Genomic DNA, 21,456 nt, shown 5'->3' with positions numbered 1-21,456 from the left:
CGACTTGCATGTGTTAAGCACGCCGCCAGCGTTCGTCCTGAGCCAGGATCAAACTCTCCATAAGATGTTTGAACCAAGCAAATCTCATCAATATATAGACGAGGTGTTGCATGAAACTTCATGCACTGGCTTTTAACACACTGTTGAGTTCTCAAGAAACGGACGCATGCTCTCCGGTACTGCGAGAGGCGTACATTTCGTCTACCTCAATCTTACCAGATCCGGACGAGTCTGTCAAACCGCCCATCTCGGTTGATCCGAGGCAACCCCGCTAACTTACTCCATCATCCGGCTCTTGTCCAATCAAGCGGACGCAGCCGGAAACCCGGATCAGTCGTTGGGATGTGTCAGAGCCTAGCAGCCTTCCGATGAGCTCCGAACCCGGAGGCTCATCGGGGCGTGCCCGCCCTGCGTTGAAAACTGTAGCAGCCCAACGCAGGTACAACGTCCATCTTCTCGGTAACGAAAGAGTCTTCCCCTCATGCGTTACCGCCAAACCTCATCCAGCCGGCAAGGCCGAGAGCTGCGCCTCAAGCCGCGCGATGTCCTCTTCGGCCTGCGTCGCACGTGCCCTGACCTTGGCCACCACGTCCTCGGGGGCCTTGGCCATGAACTGCTCGTTGCCGAGCTTGGCCGACACCTGAGCCGCCTCCTTGCGCGCCACCGCGAGATCCTTCTCCAGGCGCTTGCGCTCGGCCACCACGTCGATGGCCCCGGCGGTGTCGATCTCGACGCTCACCCCGCCCACCGCGAACCGGGCGGTCGCGGAGAACCCGTCACCCGGCTCCTCCAGCCGCAGCAACGACCGGATCGCGCCTTCCTGCGCGGCGAGAGCCGTACCGGAGAGACCGAGACGTGCGGCGACCCGCTGCCCCGGCTTGAGTCCCTGGTCGGAGCGGAAGCGGCGGACCTCGGTCACCAGCTCCTGGAGCGCGGTGATCTCGGCCTCGGCCGCAGGGTCGTGATGGCGCGGGTCGGCGAGCGGCCACTGCGCGACCATGACGGACGTGCCACCCGTGACCGCCCGCCACAACTCCTCGGTGACGAACGGGACCAGCGGGTGCAACAGCCGCAGCAGCGCGTCGAGCACGTGGCCCAGGACCAGCCGGGTGCCCTCGCGGCCCTCGGCGATCTGGATCTTCGCCAGTTCCAGGTACCAATCGCAGACCTCGTCCCACGCGAAGTGGTAGAGCAGGTCGGAGACCTTGGCGAACTCGAACTCCTCGAAGGCGGCGTCGGCCGTCTCGATCGTGTGCCGCAGGCGCGACAGGATCCAGCGGTCGGCCGCGGTGAGGTCGTCGGGGAGCTCACCGACGGCGGCGCCGTTCATCAGCGCGAACCGGGTGGCGTTCCAGATCTTGTTGCAGAAGTTGCGCGATCCGGCCGCCCACTCCTCGCTGACCGCCACGTCGGCGCCGGGATTGGCGCCGCGCAGCAACGTGAAGCGGGTCGCGTCGGCGCCGAAGCGGTCGATCCAGTCCAGCGGATCGACCACGTTCCCGAAGGACTTGGACATCTTCTTGCCGTACTGGTCGCGCACCATGCCGTGCAGGGCGACCACCTGGAACGGCGGCTGCCCGTCCATGGCGTAGAGGCCGAACATCATCATCCGGGCGACCCAGAAGAACAGGATGTCGTACCCGGTCACCAGCACCGAGGTCGGGTAGAAGCGGGACAGGTCGGCCGTCTGGTCCGGCCAGCCGAGCGTCGAGAACGGCCAGAGCGCCGAGGAGAACCAGGTGTCCAGCACGTCAGGATCCTGGACATACCCCGCCGGCGGCTGCTCGTCCGGACCCACGCAGACCAGCTCTCCGGCCGGGCCGTACCAGACCGGAATGCGGTGACCCCACCAGAGCTGCCGGGAGATGCACCAGTCGTGCATGTCGTCGACCCAGTCGAAGTAGCGCTTGGCCAGCTCCGGCGGGTGGATGCGGGTACGCCCGTCGCGCACCGCGTCACCGGCCGCCTTGGCCAGCGGCCCGACGTCGACGAACCACTGCAGCGACAGCCTTGGCTCGACCACGGTCTTGCACCGCGAGCAGTGTCCGACCGAGTGCAGGTAGGGCCGCTTCTCCGCGACGATGCGGCCTTCCGCGCGCAGCGCCGCCACGACGGCGGGCCGCGCCTCGAAGCGGTCGAGGCCCTGGAAGGGTCCGTGGGCGGTGATGACGCCGTGCTCGTCCATGACCGTCAGCGACGGCAGCGAGTGGCGGCGGCCGATCTCGAAGTCGTTGGGGTCGTGCGCGGGGGTGACCTTGACCGCGCCGGTGCCGAAGGCCGGATCGACGTGCTCGTCGGCGACGATCGGGATGCGCCGCCCGGTCAGCGGCAGCTCCACCTCCGTGCCGACCAGGTGGGCGTAACGCTCGTCGGCGGGGTTGACCGCGACGGCGGTGTCGCCGAGCATCGTCTCGGCACGCGTGGTGGCGACGACGACCTCGTCGGAGTAGCGGATGGAGACGAGCTCGCCCTCGTCCTCGCTGTGCTCGACCTCGATGTCGGACAGCGCGGTGTGGCAGCGCACGCACCAGTTGATGATGCGCTCGGCGCGGTAGATCAGCCCGTCGTCGAACAGCCGCTTGAAGATCGTCTGGACGGCGCGCGACAGCCCCTCGTCCATCGTGAACCGCTCGCGCGACCAGTCGACGCTGTCACCGAGCCGCCGCATCTGACCGAGGATCGCGCCGCCGGACTCCTCCTTCCACTGCCAGACCTTCTCCACGAACGCCTGTCGGCCGAGGTCGTGCCGCGACTTGCCCTCCGTGCCGAGCTTGCGCTCGACGACGTTCTGGGTGGCGATGCCCGCGTGGTCCATGCCGGGCAGCCACAGCGCCTCCTTGCCGCGCATCCGCGCGCGGCGCGTCAGCGCGTCCTGGATGGAGTGGTCGAGCGCGTGGCCGATGTGGAGCACGCCGGTCACGTTCGGCGGGGGCAGGACGATGGAGTACGGCTCGCGCGAGCTGCCCGGATCGGCACGGAAGTAGCCTTCGGATTCCCAGCGTGAGTAGCTCCGGGTCTCGACGTCGGCCGGGGTGTACTGGGTAGGCAGCTCTGGCGTTGTCACGCGGCCAAGTTTAGTGCCGCCGTTGACGGGATCGTCTCCACATGGAGAAGCGCCCCACCGGCCGGCGGGGCGCTTCGTCATTCCCGGGAGTGCTAGGCCGACTTCTCGCGCGGCGGACGCTGCTGCTTGGCGAGCTGGTCACGCGGGACCAGCGTCGGGATCGCGTGCTCCAGCACGGACTCGCGGGTGATGACCACCCGGGCGACGTCCTGGCGGGAGGGCACTTCGTACATGACCGACAGCAGGACCTCTTCGAGGATCGCGCGCAGTCCGCGGGCGCCGGTGCCGCGCAGGATCGCCTGGTCGGCGATGGCCTCCAGCGCGTCGTCGGTGAACTCCAGCTCGACGCCGTCGATCTCGAAGAGCTTGCGGTACTGCTTCACCAGAGCGTTGCGCGGCTCGGTGAGGATCTGGATGAGCGCCTCGCGGTCGAGGTTGTGGACGCTGGTGATGACCGGCAGGCGGCCCACGAACTCGGGGATCATGCCGAACTTCAGCAGGTCCTCGGGCATCACGTCGCCGAAGATGTCGACGGTGTCGACCTCTTCCTTCGAGCGGATGATGGCGTTGAAGCCGATGCCCTTCTTGCCGATGCGCGACTCGATGATCTTCTCGAGGCCGGCGAAGGCGCCACCGCAGATGAACAGCACGTTGGTGGTGTCGATCTGGATGAACTCCTGGTGCGGGTGCTTGCGGCCGCCCTGCGGAGGAACCGAGGCCGTGGTCCCCTCCAGTATCTTCAGCAGCGCCTGCTGCACGCCCTCACCGGAGACGTCGCGGGTGATCGACGGGTTCTCGCTCTTGCGGGCGATCTTGTCGACCTCGTCGATGTAGATGATGCCGGTCTCGGCCTTCTTGACGTCGTAGTCGGCGGCCTGGATCAGCTTGAGCAGGATGTTCTCGACGTCCTCGCCGACGTAGCCCGCTTCGGTCAGCGCCGTGGCGTCGGCGATGGCGAAGGGCACGTTGAGCATCTTGGCCAGCGTCTGCGCCAGCAGCGTCTTGCCGGAGCCCGTGGGCCCGAGCAGCAGAATGTTGGACTTGGAGAGCTCGATGCCCTCGTCTCTGCCGCGGTCGCCGGACTGCACCCGCTTGTAGTGGTTGTAGACCGCCACCGAGAGGGCCTTCTTCGCCTTGTCCTGACCGATGACGTAGGCGTCGAGGAACTCGTAGATCTCCCTCGGCTTCGGCAGATTGTCCCACTTGAGCTCGGAGGACTCCGAGAGCTCCTCCTCGATGATCTCGTTGCAGAGATCGATGCACTCATCGCAGATGTATACGCCGGGACCGGCGATGAGCTTCTTGACTTGCTTCTGGCTCTTCCCGCAGAAAGAGCACTTCAGCAGGTCTCCCCCGTCGCCGATGCGTGCCACCCCAGATACTCCTTTGCGTGGGACCGCCCTGCTCCGCGAGCAGTGTTTCCGGACTTCCTCCGGACTTGGCCGAACCGCTCAGGTTTCGACGTTACCGTCTTCTGGGCCCTCAGTGAGCCCCCTAGCGGCGAGTCGCACCGGAACGTGCCCTATTGGGCAGCGCTCCGGTGCGTCACATCTCATCAGGAAGCGACGGCCTGTGTCCGCTTCTTCCTGGTCGGAATGATGTCGTCGATCAGACCATACGCCTTTGCCTCTTCCGCGTTGAGAATTTTGTCGCGTTCAATGTCGCGGCGGACGTCGGCGGGCTCCTTGCCCGAGTGCTTCGCCACCATCTCCTCGAGGAGCGTGCGCATGCGAAGGATCTCGCGGGCCTGGACCTCGATGTCGCTGGCCTGGCCGCCGCCCTCGGTGGAGGGCTGGTGGATCAGGATGCGCGCGTTGGGCAGCGCCAGGCGCTTGCCCGGCGTGCCTCCCGCGAGCAGCACAGCGGCGGCCGAGGCGGCCTGACCGAGGCAGATGGTCGAGATCTCCGGCCGGACGTACTGCATCGTGTCGTAGATCGCCGTCATCGCGGTGAACGAGCCACCCGGCGAGTTGATGTAGATGCTGATGTCCCGGTCGGGGTCAAGCGACTCCAGCGTCAGCAACTGGGCCATGACGTCGTTGGCCGACGCGTCGTCGATCTGCACGCCGAGGAAGATGATCCTGTCCTCGAAGAGCTTGTTGTACGGGTTCATCTCCTTCACGCCGTAGGACGTGCGCTCGACGAAGGAGGGGAGAACGTAGCGGCTCTGGATGTTCACTTCAGCTCCCCCTAGGAGACGGCGCCCGCGGAGGGCACCTGCCGTGCGTTGCGCACGACCTGGTCGATGAAGCCGTAGTCCTTGGCCTCCTCGGCCGTGAACCACCGGTCTCGGTCGGAGTCGGCCTCGATCTGCTCAAGTGTCTGGCCGGTGTGCGCGGCGATCCGCTCGGCCAGCGTCTTCTTCACGTAGAGCATCTGCTCGGCCTGGATGGCGATGTCGGCCGCGGTGCCGCCGATGCCGCCGGAAGGCTGGTGCATCATGATGCGCGCGTGCGGCAGCGCGTAGCGCTTGCCCCTGGCGCCGGCCGACAGCAGGAACTGGCCCATGGAAGCGGCCAGACCCATCGCCACGGTCGCGACGTCGTTCGGCACGTACTCCATCATGTCGTATATCGCCATGCCGGCGGTCACCGAGCCGCCGGGCGAGTTGATGTAGAGCCAGATGTCGCGGTCGGGGTCGTCGGCCGCGAGCAACAGGAGCTCCGCACAGATGCGGTTGGCGATCTCGTCGTTGACCTCCTGCCCGAGCACAATGATGCGCTCACGCAGCAGGCGCTGGTAAAGCTGGTCCTCAAGCCGGAAGGACGAGCCGTTCTCACGGCCTCGCGACTCGGGCTGATAGAAGGTCGGCGGGCTGGTCACAGCTTCACCTTCCGATGCGTCGTAACGATTGGCTTTGCTTGTGACCTTAACGCGCCCCGGCTAGCGGTCATGCCCCGTCTCGCCACCTGTTCGCTGTCGGCGCAGGTGGTTGGATCCCCATACTTTACGGCGCAGCCAGCCCGGCGCCTCCCACTTCAGCCAAGTTGCTCCCGATCCGCGGGCGCTTCTCACGTCGGACGTGGTTCCCGCCGTCACGACGCGCCCTTGACCGCCCTCCGTGCCTCACCCTGAGCCCGTGCGAAGGGCGCCGAGCCCGCCGCACACCCTCCCGCCGCCCGGCGCCCTCCCGCGCCCCTCCGGGGCCGGGAACGCGAAAGCCCCCGGCCGACGGCGGCAGGGGGCTCGCGTGAGCGGTGGGGATCAGGCGTCGGCCTTCTCCTCCTCGGCCGGCTCCTCCACGACCTCTTCACCGTTGATCTCGGTGTAGATGGCCTTGAGGTCGATCTCGGCGCCCTCGGAGTCGACGACCTTGGCCGCGTCGCCGACGACGGCCTTGGCCTTGTCGCGGACGATCTCGACCATGGCCAGCGTGAGCTGGTCGTTGTCGGCGAGGTGCTGGGCGAGTTGGTTGGGCTGGACGCCCATCTGCATCGCGCGGCGCACGACGAAGTTGGTCAGCTCCTGCTCGGAGACGCCCAGCTCCTCCGACTTGACGATCTTGTCGAGGACGAAGCCGGTCTTGATGGCCTTCGCGGAGTTGGTGTCGAACTCGGCGAAGCGCTCCTCCTCCGTCGTCTGGTAGAGGCGGAAGAAGGCGTCGCGGCTGAGGCCGGACTCGGCGATCTGGTGGTCGAGGTTGTGCTTGCGGGCGTCGACCTCGGCCTTGAGCGCGCTGTCGGGGATCGGGATGTCGATCTTCTCCAGCAGGGCGTCGAGGGCCTTCTCGCGCGCCTGGACGACCTGGTCGACCAGCTTGTTGCGGCGGGCGGTCTCGCGGATGCTGTCCTTGAGCTCCTCCAGCGTGTCGAACTCGCTGGCGAGCTGGGCGAACTCGTCGTCGAGCTCGGGCAGCACCTTCTCCTTGACCGACTTGACGGTGATGATCACGTCGGCCTGCTCGCCGGCGTTCTCGCCGCCGACCAGCTCGGTGGAGAAGGTCTTCTCCTCGCCCGCGGACATGCCCGCGAGCGCCTCGTCGAGGCCCTGGAGCACGGAGCCGGCGCCGACCTCGTAGGAGACCTCGTTGGCCTGCTGCTCCTCGATGTTCTCGCCGTCGATCTCGGCGCGCAGGTCCATGACGACGAAGTCGCCGTCGGCCGCGGCGCGCTCGACGCCGGTCAGCGTCGCGAAGCGCTGGCGCAGGCCGTCGAGCTGACCGTCGATGTCCTCGTCGGAGACCGTGGCCGCGTCGACGGTGACCTCGGCGCCCGCGTAGTCGGGGACCTCGAAGTTGGGCCGGATGTCGACCTCGGCGGTGAACTCGATCTGCTCGCCGTCCTCGATCTTCGTGACCTCGATGTCGGGCTGGCTGACCGGGAAGACGTCGACCTCGTCGACGGCCTGGCCGTAGAGCTTGGGCACCGCGTCGTTGAGGGTCTCCTCCAGCACCACCGCGCGGCCGAAGCGCTGCTCGATGATGCGGGCCGGCACCTTGCCAGGACGGAAGCCGGGCACGCGGACCTGCTGCGCGACCTTCTTGTATGCCGCATCCAGGCTCGGGCGCAGCTCGTCGAACGGCACCTCGACAGTGAGCTTCACCCTGGTCGGGCTGAGCTCCTCGACAGCGGTCTTCACGGGGTGGTCTCCTTGATCAAGCTTCGAGTGATGCGCGGGCGCGTCCATTCGGTACGGCTCACGCGCCGCGCCCACATGAGCGGCGCTGGGCATGCTCCGCTACGGCGGGATCCAACGCCGTTGGCCAGTCTAGGGCAGATGCGTACCCAACAACGACGTGACGGCGCTCAGAACTCGTCGGCGATCGTGCGCAGCAGCTCCACCGTCTCGTCAGGGGTGGTGCTGACGGCGCACAGGCGCTCCATGACCTCGGTGTAGCGGTCGACGTCCTCCCGCTTGTCGAGGTAGAGGGCGCTGGCGAGTTGTTCCACGTAGACCACGTCGGGCAGCTCGCGGTCGGGGAAGCGCAGGATGCTGAACGCGCCGCCCTCGGCGCTGTGCCCGCCGAAGTCGAAGGGCATCACCTGGACGGTGATGTTGGGCTGGCGCATCTGCTCGATGAGGTGCTCCAGCTGGGCCCGCATGACCTCGGCACCGCCGATGGGCCGGCGCAGCGCCGCCTCGTCGATGACCGCCCAGAAGACCGGGCCGTCGGGGCGGTCGAGCACGCGCTGCCGTTCGAGGCGGACGTCGACGCGGCGCGAGATCTCCTCGGCGCTGATGCCCGCGGACCCGGCGGTGACCACCGCCTTGGCGTACTCCTTGGTCTGCAGCAGGCCGGGCACGAACTGCACCTCGTACGTCCTGATGCGCTCGGCGGCCTCCTCCAGGCCCACGTACGCCTGGAACCAGGAGGGCAGGATGTCGTTGAAGCGGTGCCACCAGCCGGGCTCGTTGGCCGTGCCCACGAGGTCGAGGACGGCGGAACGGGCCTGGTTGTCGCTGACGCCGTACAGGGTCAGCAGGTCGGCGACGTCGCGCTCCTTGAAGCCGACGCGGCCCAGCTCCATGCGGCTGATCTTGGATTCCGAGCCCCTGATCAGGTGGCCGGCCTCCTCGCGCGTGACGCCCTTGGCCTCCCTCAGCCTGCGGAGCTGGGAGCCGAGGAGGATGCGCAGCGCCGTAGGCCCGGAACCCGGCTGGTTCTGCGTCACACTGCCTCCAATACGTCCGGACACACAGTGACATCCCTCCGCCGGGTATGACAAGGTCTCAACCCGGTGTCCGGTTCGGCATATCCGGCCGAAGCGCCCATGCGGTTGCACATTGCACATGCACGTGCATTTGGGTCTTGCAGCTACGCGCGTCGTGACCCATGATGGCCTAGTGCATATTGGGCCAAACATGCACTTACCGATGGGCAAGCGGGAGGTAACGGCGGGATGGTGGAGGACCCCCTGGCCACTGCCGACTGCCTGCAGATCACTCGCGAGGTCGGCTTCGACAGCCTGCTCAGCCGGGCCCATCCGTACGGAACCTCGTGCCCGCTCCCTTTTCAGGCCGACTCGGTCAAGACGGCCCGCGACGTCACCCGCGACACGCTCCAAGGCTGGGGCCTTGCGGAACTGAGCGACGACGCCGCGCTGGTGGTCTCCGAACTCGTCACCAACGCCGTGCGCTACACCCGCGGCCACGCCGGGCTCACGTTGCTGCTGATGCGCGTAGCTCCTCACGTACTGCTGGCGGTGGCCGACCCGAGCGACGAGGTCCCCACCCGCAAGGAGCCCGACTTCATCTCCGAGAACGGCCGCGGCCTCTACATCGTCGAGACCTACAGCCAGTGCTGGGGCTGGGACCCGCTGGCCAGGGGCGGCAAGGCCGTCTGGGCGCTGTTCCGCACCGAGCCCTGATCTCCCCGCAGACACCCGCAAGGCCGCTCCCGATCTCTCGGTGAGCGGCCTTCCGCCTGTTCAGGCAAGTCGGGGCGACAGGATTTGAACCTGCGACTTCTTGCTCCCAAAGCAAGCGCGCTACCAAGCTGCGCCACGCCCCGCTGCGCCCGGTGCGCAAGCTCCCCGAGACTCCGGTACGCTTACGCCCTGACGACCGGATGAAGTCTAGACCAGACTTCGACCGGCTCGCGCGGACGTAGCTCAATGGTAGAGCCCTAGTCTTCCAAACTAGCTACGCGGGTTCGATTCCCGTCGTCCGCTCCAGCAGCGGAAAGGCCAGGTCACCCGCATGGGGAGACCTGGCCTTTCGCGTTCTCGGAATCGGCTTCCGGTGCTGTCCAGCATCCTCGGCGTCATGCCTGATCGCCCACGGCCGGCGAGCCGTGCCCGTGCGGGGAGGCGCGGCGCGATGCCGGAAGCCGTCCGCACCCACGCCATCGCCCGCCACTAGGGTCGAGGGCATGGGGGTGCGGCCGATTTCGGCGGAGGTTCTGGTCGAGGAACTGGTCCAGCGCATCGTGGAACTGCCCGGGGGCGACGGGCCGGCGCGGGTGATCGTGGACGGGGCTCCCGCCGCCCGGCCGCGGGAGTACGCGGACGCGCTGGTGGAACCGCTCAAGGTGCTGGGCCGGCCGGTGGTCAGGGTGTCGGCCTGGGACTTCCTGCGGCCCGCCTCGCTCAGGCTCGAGTACGGCAGGACCGACCCCGACGCCTTCTACGACGACTGGCTGGACGTGAAGGCCATCTCCAGGGAGGTCTTCAACGGCTCCGGCCAGGTGCTGCCCCGGCTCTGGGACAGCGTGGCCGACCGGGCGTACCGCGTGCCGTACGAGAGGGTGCCGCCGGGCGGGGTGGTGGTGCTGGACGGGACGCTGCTGCTCGGCCGGGGGCTCGCGGCCGAGCTGAGCGTGCACCTGTGGATGTCGGCGGCGGCGCTGCGGCGGCGCGGCGCAGAGGAGGAGCGGTGGCGGCTGCCCGCCTATGAGCGCTACGAGCGGGAAGTGGGGCCGGTGCGGGTGGCCGACGTCGCGGTCAAGGTGGACGATCCCCGGCATCCCGCCCTCATGACCTAGAAGATCAGGTGGCGGAGCAGGGCGCGGGCCACGTGCGGGTCGGACAGGTACTCGGCCACGTCGTGCGCGCGCTGCAGCGGGTTGTCGACGGCGCGTTCGTCCACCTGTCCCTTCCAGTCGTCCTCCAGCGGGCAGCCGATGCTCACCGGGTCCGCCGGTGACCAGACGTTGAGCCACTGGCCGACCCGGTCGGGGCGGTGCGGGCCGCCCGACAGCAGGCGGCTCTGGACCGAGTCCAGGCCGAGGGGGCTGCCCAGGGTCACCAGGAGGGGCACCTCCAGGGCGGCGGGCAGGCGGGTGAGCAGGTCCATGGCCACGACCGTGCCCAGGCTGTGGGCCACGATGACCACCTGGCCGGAGGCGGGGAGGGTGCGTTCCACACTCGCCAGTACGGCCTGCCGTACCGAGGAGTCGTCGAGGTAGGCGGCCACGTCGCCGAAGACGGCGGCGATGAGCATGTGGTCGAGGTTCGTGGCGGAGGCCAGCCAGGACAGGGCCCCCTGCAGGCCGGTCAGGAGACCTTCGCGGCGGCCGTCGGAGGGGCGGCCGGCCAGCGTGGCGGCCTCGCCGATGAGCTGCTCGTAGACGACGCGGGTGGTCGGGGAGGCGGGGACCAGCGACTCGCGCGGGCCGGTGAGGGTGTCGCCGTAGAAGGGGAACCAGACGTCGGCCGGCTCGACGGTCGGCAGGCCGGCCAGGGTCAGGCCCTTGTTGAGCCCGGCGATCCACTCGCGGCGCATGGTCTGGGGGTCGCGGCCCGTCTGGCCCCGGCCGTGGAGGAAGACGAGGTGGCGGGCACCGCCGAAGGCCGAGGGGCGGGCGGGGGCGCCGGCCTGCCGTACCGGCGCGGCGGACTCCGTGGCGAGCGGGGCGGCGCCCAGCTCCGACAGCAGGCCGGCGGGCAGGGTGGCGAGGATGGAGCTGACGCGGACGCCCTCGTTGGCCACCCAGGAGCCGTCCTCGCCGGGGACGCCGGAGTGGTGGAGCGCGACGACCTCCCACTGGTCGTTGAAGACGGGCGAGCCGGAGCTGCCCGGTTCGGTGTCGGCGCTGTAGTGGAGGAAGTGGTCGAGCTGCATGGTCAGCTCGTTGCGGCGGATGGTGATCTCCTTGAGGCGGCCGTTGGGGTGGCCGACGAGGTTGACGGGCTCGCCGGTCACGATCTTGCCCTGCCTGGCCATGAGGCGGTTCCATCCGAATACGTCGCCCGCGGCCCTGCCGTCGGCGGCGGGGACGACGCGGACCAGCGTGTAGTCGAGGTCCTCGTCGGTGGCGAAGGCGGCCTCCGGGTCGAGGCGGAAGCGCGTCCAGGCGGGCGGCTCGTTGTCGATGCTCATCTCGGCGCCGAACTCGACCTCCGCCTCGGCAGCGCTGTCGTGGTCGGGCAGCACGTGGTTGTTGGTGAGCAGCAGCGAGGGCGCGACCAGGAAGCCGGTCCCGACGGGGACGGCCCGGCCGTTGGAGCCCTGGGTGATGCGGCACACCGAGGTGACGGCCCGCGCTCCCCTGCACAGGAAGTTGGCGGGCTGGAAGTCGGCGGAGACGCCGACGATGCGCTCCAGCAGGCGGTCGGGGCTCTGCTCGGAGAGGCGTTCCACGGTGGCGACGGAGACGGTTCCGTGCTGGACGAGCCGCTCTGCCCTGGCGGTCACCTGGTCGGCGTCGTCCACGATGTGTTGCCCGGTCTGTTCCCTGCGGCGCTGGATGCGCGCGCGGTCGTCCCGCTTGCTCGCGTATCGCGCCGCCGCTGCCCGGGTCTGTGACATGGCGTCCATGTGGCCACGGTGAACCCGATCGCGGACGGCCGCATGAGTAGTCCCATACTCAGAGTCATGACGGACTTCGGGTACTTCCTGGTGCCGAACAGCGGTGACCCCCTGATCGAGTACGCCCAGCTCGCCGACCGCCTCGGCCTCGACCTGATCGGCGTGCAGGACCACCCCTACCAGCGCCGCTACGTCGACACCTGGACCCTGCTCAGCGTCATCGCCGCCAAGACGGAGCGGATCACGGTCTTCCCCGACGTGGCGAACCTGCCGTTGCGCCATCCCGCGGTGCTGGCCAAGTCCGCCGCCAGCCTCGACCTGCTGAGCGGGGGCCGGGTGGAGCTCGGGCTGGGGGCCGGCGGGTTCTGGGACGCGATCGAGGCGTACGGCGGGCCGCGCCGTACCCCCAAGGAGGCGCTCGGCGCGCTGGAGGAGGCGATCGCGGTGATCAGGGCGGTGTGGAGCGGCGAGCGCAACCAGCGCTTCGAGGGTGAGCACTACCACCTGCGCGGCGCGCAGACCGGCCCTGTGCCCGCGCACGACATCGGCATCTGGGTCGGCGCGGTCGGGCCGAAGGCGCTCGCGCTGACCGGACGGCTGGCCGACGGCTGGGTGCCGTCGTCGAGCTGGGCGACGCCGCAGCGGCTGCCCGAGCTGAGCGCGCGCATCGACGAGGCGGCGCGGGCGGCCGGACGCGAGCCCTCCGACATCAGGCGGGTGTACAACGCCGGGGGCACGATCACCGACGGCGCGGCGGAGGGCTTCCTGCGCGGCCCGGCCGACCAGTGGGTGGAGGAGCTGACGGACCTGGCGGTCGGCTACGGCATCGACGCCTTCGTCTTCTGGGCGGAGGGCGACCAGCGCGAGCAACTGACCCGCTTCGCCGAGCAGGTGGCGCCCGCGGTCCGCGAGCAGGTGGCACTGGAACGCCAGACCTGACCGCCGCAGACTGGGGTGATGACTCCCAGCCACTGGTACAACATCGTCCCCGACCTCACCACGCCCCCTCCCCCGCCGCTGCACCCGGGCACGGGTCAGCCGGTCGGTCCCGATGATCTGGCGCCGTTGTTCCCGATGGAGCTGATCGGCCAGGAGGTCAGCGGGGAGCGGTTCCTCGCGATCCCGCAGGAGGTCCTCGACGTCTACCGGCTGTGGCGGCCCACACCGCTGATCCGGGCGCATCGGCTGGAGAAGTCGCTGGGCACGCCCGCGCGCATCTACTACAAGTACGAGGGCGTCTCCCCGGCCGGCTCGCACAAGCCCAACACCGCCGTCCCGCAGGCGTTCTACAACAAGCGCGAGGGCGTGCGCAGGCTCACGACCGAGACGGGGGCCGGGCAGTGGGGCTCGGCGCTGGCGTTCGCGTGCGCGCAGTTCGGGCTGGAGTGCGAGATCTGGATGGTGCGCGCCTCCTACGACCAGAAGCCCTACCGCCGCTCTCTCATGCGGGTGTACGGCGCCGCCGTCCACGCCAGCCCGTCTCCGGTGACGAGCGCGGGCAGCAAGATCCTGGCCGAGCACCCGGATTCCACCGGCAGCCTGGGCATCGCGATCAGCGAGGCCGTCGAGGTGGCGGGGGCGGCCGACGACACCCGGTACGCGCTGGGCTCGGTGCTCAACCACGTGCTGCTGCACCAGACGGTCATCGGCGAGGAGGCGCTCAAGCAGCTGCCGGAGATGCCGGACGTGGTCATCGGGTGCACCGGCGGCGGCTCCAACTTCGCCGGGCTGGCCTTCCCGTTCATGCGCGAGAGCCCGGGTACGGTCTTCCGCGCGGTGGAGCCGGAGGCGTGCCCGTCGTTCACCCGCGGCCGCTACGCCTACGACTTCGGCGACACGGCCGGGTTCACGCCGCTGCTGAAGATGCACACGCTCGGCCACGACTTCGTGCCGGACCCGATCCACGCCGGCGGGCTGCGCTACCACGGCATGTCGCCGCTGCTGTCGCACATGTACGAGCTGGGCATGTTCGAGGCGGTCACCCGGTCGCAGAGCGAGTGTTTCGAGGCCGGGGTGCGCTTCGCGCGTACGGAGGGGATCGTGCCGGCGCCCGAGCCGACGCACGCGCTGGCCGAGACGATCGCCGAGGCGCTGCGGTGCAAGGAGAGCGGCGAGGAGAAGGTGCTGCTGACCGCGCTGTGCGGACACGGCCACTTCGACCTCGGTGCCTACGACCGCTACCTGGCCGGCGAGCTGGAGGACTTCGCGCTGCCCCAGGAGCGGATCGAGCAGTCGCTGGCAAATTTGCCGCATTCCGGGTGAAGTCCGGCTCGCGGCTGGTTATGTACAGGGCATGGACGTCGATGTGATCGTGATGGGGATGGGGCCGGGCGGCGAGGACGTGGCCGGCCGGCTGGCGGAGGCGGGGCTGCGCGTGGCCGCCGTCGAGTCGAGCCTGGTGGGCGGTGAGTGCCCGTACTGGGGCTGCATCCCCTCGAAGATCATGATTCACGAGGCGGAGTCCTCGCGTGACTGGCAGGCGCTGGTGCGCCGGGTGCGCGAGGCCACCGACGACTGGGACGACAAGGTGGCCGCCGACCGGTTCACCGGCAAGGGCGGCCACCTGGTCAGGGGGCACGGGCGGATCACGGGTCCCGGCGAGGTGACCGTCGGCGACCAGGTGCTGCGGGCCGCGCGCGGCATCGTGATCGCGACCGGCTCGCAGCCCTCGGTGCCGCCGATCGAGGGGCTGGCGGACACGCCGTACTGGACGAACCACCAGGCGATCGAGAACGCCGAGCTGCCCGAGTCGATCATCGTGCTCGGGGGCGGCGCGATCGGGGTGGAGCTGGCCCAGATGTTCAGGACGTTCGGCGCGGCGGTGACCGTGGTCGAGGCGGCCGACCGGCTGATCGCCCTGGAGGAGCCGGAGGCGAGCGCGGTGCTGGAGAAGGTCTTCACCGATCAGGGCATCGACGTGCGTACCTCGGCCAAGGTGGCGCGCGTCGACCATGACGGCGGGCTCTTCGACGTCGCCGGGGCGCGGGCGCAGCGGCTGCTGGTGGCGACGGGCCGCAGGGTGGATCTGAAGGCGCTGGGCGTCGGCGCGATCGGCCTCGACGAGAGCGCCAGGGCGATCCCCGTGGACGCGCGGATGCGCGCGGCCGAGGGCGTCTGGGCGATCGGCGACGCGGTCGGCAAGGGCGCGTTCACGCACATGTCGATGTACCACGCGAACATCGTGGTCAAGGAGATCCTCGGCGAAGCGGTCCACGAGGCCGAGTACCACGCCGTGCCCCGGGTGACCTTCACCGACCCCGAGATCGGCTCGGTGGGCCTGACCGAGGCGCAGGCCCGCGACCAGGGCCTGGACGTGCGCACCGCCGTCGGCGACCTGGGCACCCGCGGCTACATCGCCCAGGCGGAGGGGCTGGTCAAGCTGGTGGCCGCCGACGGCGTCCTGGTCGGGGCGACGGTCGCGGCCCCGCCCGGCGGCGAGGTGCTGGGGCTGCTCACGCTGGCCGTCCACGCGCGCGTGCCGCTCACCAGGCTGGACGAGATGATCTACGCCTACCCGACGTTCCACCGGGCGGTTTCGGCCGCCGTGAAGGAGCTCACCGCGGCCGGGTGACCGTCAGCGCGCTGCGGGGCGCTTGCCGTGGTTGGCCTTCTTCTTCTTGCGTGCTCTGGACTTGCGGGCGCGCCTTGCCATCCGTCGTCCTCCCTTGAGCGGGGTCTTTGAGCGGTACGGCATGCGTATCCCAGACCAGGGCCCCCGGCAAGCGTCCTCACATTCTTCAACATGTTCATGTCATAATCTGTTTGAACTTGTTGGAAGGAGGGCGCGTGCTCGCGCAGCAGCGGCAGCAGACGATCCTCGAACGGGTCCGGGCCAGCGGCGGCGTCCGCGTGGCCGACCTCGTGCGCGAGCTCGGCGTCTCCGACATGACGGTCAGGCGCGACCTCGAGTCGCTGGCCGAGCGCGGCCTGCTGGAGAAGGTGCACGGCGGCGCGACCGCGCTCGGACCCGGATCCACCGAGGAGCCGGGCTTCACCGCCAAGTCCGCCCGCCAGCAGCAGGAGAAGGAGGCGATCGCGCGCCGCGCGGCCGCACTGGTCGGGCCGGGCACCGCGGTCGCCCTGTCGGCGGGCACCACCACGTGGGCGCTGGCCCATCACCTGGTCTCGGTCGCCGACCTCACCGTCATCACGAACTCGGTCCCGGTGGCGGACGTCTTCCACCGCGCCCCGCGCGCCGACCGCACGGTCGTGCTGACCGGCGGCGTGCGCACGCCCTCCGACGCGCTGGTCGGCCCCGTCGCGGTCGCCGCCATCCGCCGGCTGCACGTGGACACGCTGTTCCTGGGCGTGCACGGCATGAGCGTGCGGGCCGGCTTCACCACGCCGAACCTGCTGGAGTCGGAGACCGACAGGGAGCTGGTGGCCGCCGCGCACCGCCTCGTCGTGCCCGCCGACCACACCAAGTGGAACACCGTCGGCATCAGCACGATCGCCGACCTGAACGAGGCCGACGTTGTCATCACCGACCAGGGGCTGCCCGCCGAGGCGCGGGCCGAGCTGGCGGAGCGCGTCGGAGAACTGATCATCGCGGAGGGCACGCAGTGAAGCGCACCATCACCCACCTGGCCGACGGGCGAGAGCTGATCTACTTCGACCGGCGCGACGACGCCGACAGGAGCGCGGTGGACCGGCGGCCGCTCGACCCCCGGCCGGTCGCCTCCGAGCTGCGCTACGACCCGCTGACCGAGGAGTGGATCGCGATCGCGGGGCACCGGCAGACGCGGACGTTCATGCCGCCTGCCGACGAGTGCCCGTTGTGCCCGTCGACCGGCACGCGGGCCTCGGAGATCCCGGCACACGACTATGACGTGGTGGTGTTCGAGAACAGGTTCCCCTCTTTCAGCGGAAATTTTGGGACTTATCGGGACGTGGGGGGCTTGAGTGAGGTGCGGCCGGGTGCGGGGCGGTGTGAGGTGGTGTGCTTTACCTCGGACCACTCCTCCTCGTTCTCCCGGCTGAGCGACGCGCAGGTCGAGCTGGTCATGGAGGCGTGGGCGGACCGCACCGCCGAGCTGTCCGCGATCGAGGGCGTCGAGCAGGTCTTCGTGTTCGAGAACCGGGGCGAGGAGATCGGGATCACGCTGACCCACCCGCACGGGCAGATCTACGCCTATCCGTACGTGACGCCGCGGACCAGGCAGCAGCTCGCGGCGGCGCAACGGCGGCCGGGGCTGTTCGCGGACGTGCTGGCCGCCGAGCGGGCCGGGGAGCGGGTCGTGGCCGCCAACGACCTGTGGACCGCCTTCGTGCCGGCCGCGGCGCGCTGGCCGTACGAGGTGCATCTCTACCCGCACCGGCAGGTGCCGGACCTCGCGGCGCTGACCTCGGCCGAGCGGGCGGCGTTCGCGCCGCTCTACACCTCGGTGCTGCGGGCGCTGGACGGGATCTTCGGGGTGGCCATGCCGTACATCTCGGCGTGGCATCAGGCGCCGGTGCGGCACCTTCGTGAGCTGGGACATCTCCACCTGGAGCTGTTCTCGATCAGGCGCGCGCCCGGCAAGCTCAAGTACCTGGCGGGTTCGGAGTCGGCGATGGGGGCCTTCATCAACGACGTGCTGCCCGAGGAGGCCGCGCGGCTCCTTCGATCACAGGTAGATCACTAATTGGTTTCCACTTGAAGTCGCGTTACCAGGGATTTACTACTAATATCCCTCACGCACCGGTTGTCACAGCCGTTGCCGCCTAATCCCGGGCGTGTTGCCCGGGAGCCGGGGACCCACCCTCACCTGGGGTGAATCCACTTCGGTGGTAGGGCATCTCCCAGCCCGAACCCGTCAGCTAACCCGGCCGGCAGATGGAGAGGAATGCCCCACGTGGCGGTTGCGTCCCCCGCGACTTTGGCCATCGGTCTGATCACCGCCGCAGCTGTGGCGCTCACCCCGGCGACCGCGCAGGCCGCGCCCAAGCCGAGCGAGAAGCAGTTGCGGGCCGAGCTGAAGAAGCTCAACACCAAGGTCGACACGCTCATCGAGAGTTACAACGGCAAGCGCGTGGCCCTCGCCAAGGCGAAGGACGCCGAGAAGGCCGCCCAGGACCGCCTGGCCGCCGCCGAGCAGGCGCTGGTGGACGCCGAGCGGCGGGTGGCCGAGATCGCCCAGCTCCGCTACCAGGGCACCGGCACCTCACTGCCCCCCTTCCTGTACACGCCGGACGCGCCGGGCGCGGCCGTACTGGAGCAGCTCACCGACGAGGAGCAGGCGGTCATCGCGGGCGTCGCCGCCGCCCGCGACCAGAAGAAGAAGGCCGCCGACGAGGCCGCCTCGCTCACCACCCAGATCGCCGGGCAGGCCGAGACCGTCGCCAAGGAACGCGTGGCCGCCGAGGGCGTCATCAAGGACATCAAGGACAAGCTCCAGGACCTCATGCCGTACGGCACCGGCAAGCGCAACAACGGCTCCTGGGCCCCCGAGCTGCCCTCCGGCTCCGACAACATCACCTCCCGCATGCGGATCATCCGCGACGAGATCAAGAAGACCTTCAACCTGCCCTTCGAGGTCGGCTGCTACCGCTCGGGCGGCGGCGGCGAGCACCCGCTGGGCCGCGCCTGCGACTTCATGATGAGCACCGGCGGCTCCATGCCCACGGCCGCCAACCAGGCCCTCGGCGACCAGATCGCGGCCTGGGCGATCAAGAACAAGGACCGCTTCGGCGTGAAGTACGTGATCTGGAAGCAGCGCATCAACATGGGCTCGGGCTGGCGGGCGATGAGCGACCGCGGCAGCGTCACCGAGAACCATTTCGACCACCCCCACATCTCCATGCACTGAGTGCGCCCACCGCACCGCCCCAGTAGGGTGGCGCGTCGGACGTGATCACCGGGCAAGGAGGCAACGTGGCGCTGCAGCCACCGCCGGGGCTGGCCATGCTGCTCAACCTCGTGGTCTCCTGGCCGCTAGCCGACGAGGACCGCCTGTACGAGGCAGGGACCCGGTGGATCGCCTTCGCGATGACGGCGGCGCGCGTCTCCTCCACCGCGGCCGCGCACGCCGCCAGGACCACGGCCGGGAACGACGGCGAAGGGGTCAGGGCGTTCGACGGCGAGTGGCGCGACACCTCGGATCGCTCCGGAGACGCGGTCACCGCCGCGCTACTCATCGGCGGCGCGCTGCGACTGTCCGCGTTGATCGTGCTCGCCATGAAGGTGGCGCTGATCGTCCTGATCATACGGCTGGCGCTGCACGTCTCACGGCTGGTCGCGCTCTCCGGTCCCACGGGCGGCGCCTCGCTGGCCGCCGTGGGTCCCGCCGTCGGCGGCGCCAGGACGACCGCGCGCGAGATCATCCAGCGGATGACCGACCTGCTGGAACGCAGCGCGCTGCGCCTGTTCGGACGCGCGTCGGCGCTGCTGCGCAAGCCGCCGCCCAAGACGGGCTCCGGGGCGATCCCGCCCGGCGGCCGACCGCCGACGCCCGTACGAGGCCCCGGCAACCACCTGGAGTCGGCGGCCGACAGGAGCGTGGACGTCAGGAGCATCACGCCCTACCCGATCTGGCGGCGCGACCGCCCGCCGGTCTACCGCGCCGAGGACCGGGCCCCCGAGGAGATCTTCGAGCAGGGCCTGCGCCCGCGCGACCCGTCAATGACCAACCTGTCCGACTACGTGCTCAAAGGCCGCCCGTCCGCCTTCGTCGGCACCAGCACGCGCACGGACATCGACAACGCCTTCCCGCGCCCCTACGTCTACGAGGTCGACGCCCCCGGCGGGATCGACGTCCAGGACACCGTCAAGGCCGCCGCGCACCTGTCCCACGAACGCGAGATCGCCTTCCCCGGCGGGGTCCACCGCAGGTACATCACCGGCGCCTGGCCGCAAGGGGTGCCCAAGACGCCGCAGAACTTCATCCCCAACCCGCACTACGACCCCTTCCCCGGAGGCTCGCCGTGAACGACGTCCCACCGTCCCCGCCGCCGATCACCGAGGAGCTCCGGCGGCAGGCGCGGCGCAGCCCCGGCACATGGATGTACGCGATCGATCCGCTCTTCGACCCCGACGGCGAGGTCCCACCGTACGGCGTGGCCGGGGCCTGGCAGGTCGACGAGCGCGGCGAGATCACCGGCGAGTTCCGCCACAACCCCGGATACCGGCCCTCGCCGGTGGCGCTCGGCCACCCCGAGCCGACCGACCCGCTCGACCGGGCCGTCCAGCTCGCCTCGACCGGCTACGCCACCGGCGACGACGTCGTGCCGCTGCTGCTGGCGGCGGAGGTGATCGTGGCGGCCGGTCCCGGCGGCGGGGTGCCGGTGTTCGACATCGGCGAGGGACGGGCGGCGTTCGTCTACACCGCGCAGGCCCACGTGCCGCAGTCGCCTCCGGACGGGGCCATGGGCTGGCAGCGCCTGCGCGGCGGCGACCTGGTCGCGCTGCTGCCGCCGGACGTGGGCGTCGTGGTCAACCCGGAAGGGCCCGCCGGCGTGCTCCTCGGCCCGGGAGAGCTACGCCCCTGACTCCAGGAACCGCCTGATCCGCGCGGACTCCTCCTCGCCGCGGCGCTCGGCGGCCTGGTAGTTCGCCTCCATGGCGTGCACGCCCTCGCCCGAGGTCACCTGCCGCTCCCCCAGCGCCTCGCAGACCTCCAGCGCCTTCTCGGTGACCGCCAGGTAGGCGGCATGGACCGTGGTCCCCGGCCCATCGCCCCACGGGTCGTCCTCGAGGCCGGCGCGCAGGTCCGCCACCGCCTCCAGCCAGGTCGCGCCGGTCAGCCCGAGGCCCGTCCCGGTGCCGCGCAGGTCGGCGTGGGAGACGTCGGGCCCCTGGTCCGGGCGACCGCTCACCGCTCCTCCATCCGCCGCACGACCAGCTCCACCCCGTCGGCGAACTCCGCCAGCCTGCCCAGCACGTCGTCCCGGACGCCGTCCATCCCCGGATCGGCCGCGTCCAGTCCCGGCGTGTTCGCCCGCAGGTCGTCCAGAGCGGCGTTGACCGCGTGGAGGATCTCCCGCGCCAGGTCCTCCGACGCCATCCGCATCACCCGGGGGTTGAGGCTCAGCTCGCTCAGCCGTCCGTCCGCGCCCGCCACGACCCGCACCTGCCCGTCCGCCGCCGCGCCTTCCCCTCGGGGGGCGGCGTCCGCGAGCGGCCGTTCGATCGCCTGGATGACCTCGGCCAGCATCTCGCCGATGGCGCGTCCGTTCTCGTGCATGGAGATCTCTCTATCGCGCGAGCACGCCCCCTGGCCACCACG

The 21,456-nt window shown here is 69.9% G+C and carries 20 protein-coding genes, 2 tRNA genes, 1 rRNA gene and 1 riboswitch; of the genes, 11 read left to right on the top strand and 12 right to left on the bottom strand.

The genetic code is table 11. The annotated features are described in order from the left end of the window. The 7 genes from ACIBEJ_RS36235 to ACIBEJ_RS36205 form a co-directional block, all read right to left on the bottom strand. Positions 1-64 (bottom strand): 16S ribosomal RNA (locus ACIBEJ_RS36235); the annotation flags it as partial. Between the two features lie 435 nt (positions 65-499). Next, positions 500-3,145: a valine--tRNA ligase gene (locus ACIBEJ_RS36230; RefSeq protein ID WP_397187429.1), complete on the bottom strand. Its 2,646-nt coding sequence runs from the start codon at positions 3,143-3,145 to the stop codon at positions 500-502. 11 nt (positions 3,146-3,156) lie between these two features. After that, complete coding sequence (gene clpX / locus ACIBEJ_RS36225; RefSeq protein ID WP_397187428.1) at positions 3,157-4,437, bottom strand: ATP-dependent Clp protease ATP-binding subunit ClpX; 1,281 nt, start codon at positions 4,435-4,437, stop codon at positions 3,157-3,159. Positions 4,438-4,619: 182 nt separating this feature from the next. Then, positions 4,620-5,243, bottom strand: coding sequence for an ATP-dependent Clp protease proteolytic subunit (locus tag ACIBEJ_RS36220; protein ID WP_397187427.1), 624 nt, complete (start codon positions 5,241-5,243; stop codon positions 4,620-4,622). Between the two features lie 11 nt (positions 5,244-5,254). Further along, positions 5,255-5,887: a ClpP family protease gene (locus tag ACIBEJ_RS36215; protein WP_397187426.1), complete on the bottom strand. Its 633-nt coding sequence runs from the start codon at positions 5,885-5,887 to the stop codon at positions 5,255-5,257. Between the two features lie 381 nt (positions 5,888-6,268). Continuing rightward, positions 6,269-7,642 (bottom strand): trigger factor, encoded by a 1,374-nt coding sequence (gene tig / locus ACIBEJ_RS36210; RefSeq protein ID WP_397187425.1) that lies wholly within the window; start codon positions 7,640-7,642, stop codon positions 6,269-6,271. 167 nt (positions 7,643-7,809) lie between these two features. Next, on the bottom strand, positions 7,810-8,676 hold the full coding sequence (locus ACIBEJ_RS36205; protein WP_184976087.1) for a helix-turn-helix transcriptional regulator: 867 nt from the start codon (positions 8,674-8,676) through the stop codon (positions 7,810-7,812). A 228-nt stretch (positions 8,677-8,904) separates the two neighbouring features. Here ACIBEJ_RS36205 and ACIBEJ_RS36200 point away from each other — a divergent pair, with 228 nt between their 5' ends. Continuing rightward, positions 8,905-9,372 carry an ATP-binding protein gene (locus tag ACIBEJ_RS36200; protein ID WP_397187424.1) on the top strand — a complete coding sequence of 156 codons (468 nt, stop codon included), beginning with the start codon at positions 8,905-8,907 and terminating at the stop codon, positions 9,370-9,372. A gap of 69 nt (positions 9,373-9,441) precedes the next feature. Here the strand turns inward: ACIBEJ_RS36200 and ACIBEJ_RS36195 are convergent. After that, a tRNA-Pro gene (locus tag ACIBEJ_RS36195) sits at positions 9,442-9,515 on the bottom strand. Between the two features lie 89 nt (positions 9,516-9,604). Here ACIBEJ_RS36195 and ACIBEJ_RS36190 point away from each other — a divergent pair. Continuing rightward, positions 9,605-9,678 (top strand) — tRNA-Gly (locus tag ACIBEJ_RS36190). Positions 9,679-9,875: 197 nt separating this feature from the next. Further along, positions 9,876-10,487 (top strand): uridine kinase, encoded by a 612-nt coding sequence (locus ACIBEJ_RS36185; RefSeq protein ID WP_397187423.1) that lies wholly within the window; start codon positions 9,876-9,878, stop codon positions 10,485-10,487. On the opposite strand, the gene ACIBEJ_RS36180 is transcribed toward ACIBEJ_RS36185, so the two are convergent. Then, the gene (locus tag ACIBEJ_RS36180) at positions 10,484-12,262 is read right to left on the bottom strand and encodes a trypsin-like peptidase domain-containing protein (protein WP_397187422.1); all 1,779 of its coding nucleotides are present in this window, start codon (positions 12,260-12,262) and stop codon (positions 10,484-10,486) included. The two genes, ACIBEJ_RS36185 and ACIBEJ_RS36180, sit on opposite strands and share 4 nt — an antisense overlap. A gap of 57 nt (positions 12,263-12,319) precedes the next feature. Between ACIBEJ_RS36180 and ACIBEJ_RS36175 the strand changes: the two genes are divergently transcribed. The 3 genes from ACIBEJ_RS36175 to ACIBEJ_RS36165 are packed head-to-tail and all read left to right on the top strand — an operon-like array spanning position 12,320 to position 15,824. Continuing rightward, on the top strand, positions 12,320-13,192 hold the full coding sequence (locus ACIBEJ_RS36175) for an LLM class flavin-dependent oxidoreductase (RefSeq protein ID WP_397187421.1): 873 nt from the start codon (positions 12,320-12,322) through the stop codon (positions 13,190-13,192). A gap of 18 nt (positions 13,193-13,210) precedes the next feature. Then, the gene (locus ACIBEJ_RS36170; RefSeq protein ID WP_397187420.1) at positions 13,211-14,515 is read left to right on the top strand and encodes a TrpB-like pyridoxal phosphate-dependent enzyme; all 1,305 of its coding nucleotides are present in this window, start codon (positions 13,211-13,213) and stop codon (positions 14,513-14,515) included. A gap of 31 nt (positions 14,516-14,546) precedes the next feature. Continuing rightward, positions 14,547-15,824, top strand: coding sequence for a dihydrolipoyl dehydrogenase family protein (locus ACIBEJ_RS36165; protein ID WP_397187419.1), 1,278 nt, complete (start codon positions 14,547-14,549; stop codon positions 15,822-15,824). Between the two features lie 3 nt (positions 15,825-15,827). Here the strand turns inward: ACIBEJ_RS36165 and ACIBEJ_RS36160 are convergent, their stop codons facing one another. Beyond that, positions 15,828-15,905 (bottom strand): 50S ribosomal protein bL37, encoded by a 78-nt coding sequence (locus tag ACIBEJ_RS36160; protein ID WP_397090539.1) that lies wholly within the window; start codon positions 15,903-15,905, stop codon positions 15,828-15,830. Between the two features lie 134 nt (positions 15,906-16,039). Between ACIBEJ_RS36160 and ACIBEJ_RS36155 the strand changes: the two genes are divergently transcribed. The 5 genes from ACIBEJ_RS36155 to ACIBEJ_RS36135 all read left to right on the top strand — a co-directional run bounded on the left by ACIBEJ_RS36155 (position 16,040) and on the right by ACIBEJ_RS36135 (position 20,719). Beyond that, positions 16,040-16,819 carry a DeoR/GlpR family DNA-binding transcription regulator gene (locus tag ACIBEJ_RS36155; RefSeq protein WP_397187418.1) on the top strand — a complete coding sequence of 260 codons (780 nt, stop codon included), beginning with the start codon at positions 16,040-16,042 and terminating at the stop codon, positions 16,817-16,819. Continuing rightward, complete coding sequence (gene galT, locus ACIBEJ_RS36150) at positions 16,816-17,877, top strand: galactose-1-phosphate uridylyltransferase (RefSeq protein WP_397187417.1); 1,062 nt, start codon at positions 16,816-16,818, stop codon at positions 17,875-17,877. Before ACIBEJ_RS36155 ends, galT begins: the two co-directional genes overlap by 4 nt. A gap of 66 nt (positions 17,878-17,943) precedes the next feature. Continuing rightward, positions 17,944-18,081, top strand: a riboswitch (cyclic di-AMP (ydaO/yuaA leader). A 6-nt stretch (positions 18,082-18,087) separates the two neighbouring features. Beyond that, positions 18,088-19,041, top strand: a complete 954-nt coding sequence (locus ACIBEJ_RS36145) for a coiled-coil domain-containing protein (protein WP_397187416.1) — start codon at positions 18,088-18,090, stop codon at positions 19,039-19,041. 65 nt (positions 19,042-19,106) lie between these two features. Further along, complete coding sequence (locus tag ACIBEJ_RS36140) at positions 19,107-20,159, top strand: hypothetical protein (protein ID WP_397187415.1); 1,053 nt, start codon at positions 19,107-19,109, stop codon at positions 20,157-20,159. After that, positions 20,156-20,719 (top strand): type VII secretion system-associated protein, encoded by a 564-nt coding sequence (locus ACIBEJ_RS36135; protein WP_397187414.1) that lies wholly within the window; start codon positions 20,156-20,158, stop codon positions 20,717-20,719. Before ACIBEJ_RS36140 ends, ACIBEJ_RS36135 begins: the two co-directional genes overlap by 4 nt. Here the strand turns inward: ACIBEJ_RS36135 and ACIBEJ_RS36130 are convergent. After that, positions 20,708-21,046 (bottom strand): hypothetical protein, encoded by a 339-nt coding sequence (locus ACIBEJ_RS36130; RefSeq protein ID WP_397187413.1) that lies wholly within the window; start codon positions 21,044-21,046, stop codon positions 20,708-20,710. The two genes, ACIBEJ_RS36135 and ACIBEJ_RS36130, sit on opposite strands and share 12 nt — an antisense overlap. Next, positions 21,043-21,414, bottom strand: coding sequence for a YbaB/EbfC family nucleoid-associated protein (locus ACIBEJ_RS36125; RefSeq protein WP_397187412.1), 372 nt, complete (start codon positions 21,412-21,414; stop codon positions 21,043-21,045). Before ACIBEJ_RS36125 ends, ACIBEJ_RS36130 begins: the two co-directional genes overlap by 4 nt. Between the last annotated feature and the right edge of the window lie 42 nt (positions 21,415-21,456).

The sequence above is a fragment of the Nonomuraea sp. NPDC050790 genome (assembly GCF_044456745.1).
GTDB lineage: Bacteria > Actinomycetota > Actinomycetes > Streptosporangiales > Streptosporangiaceae > Nonomuraea.
This window is presented reverse-complemented; position numbering and strand designations above follow the sequence as displayed.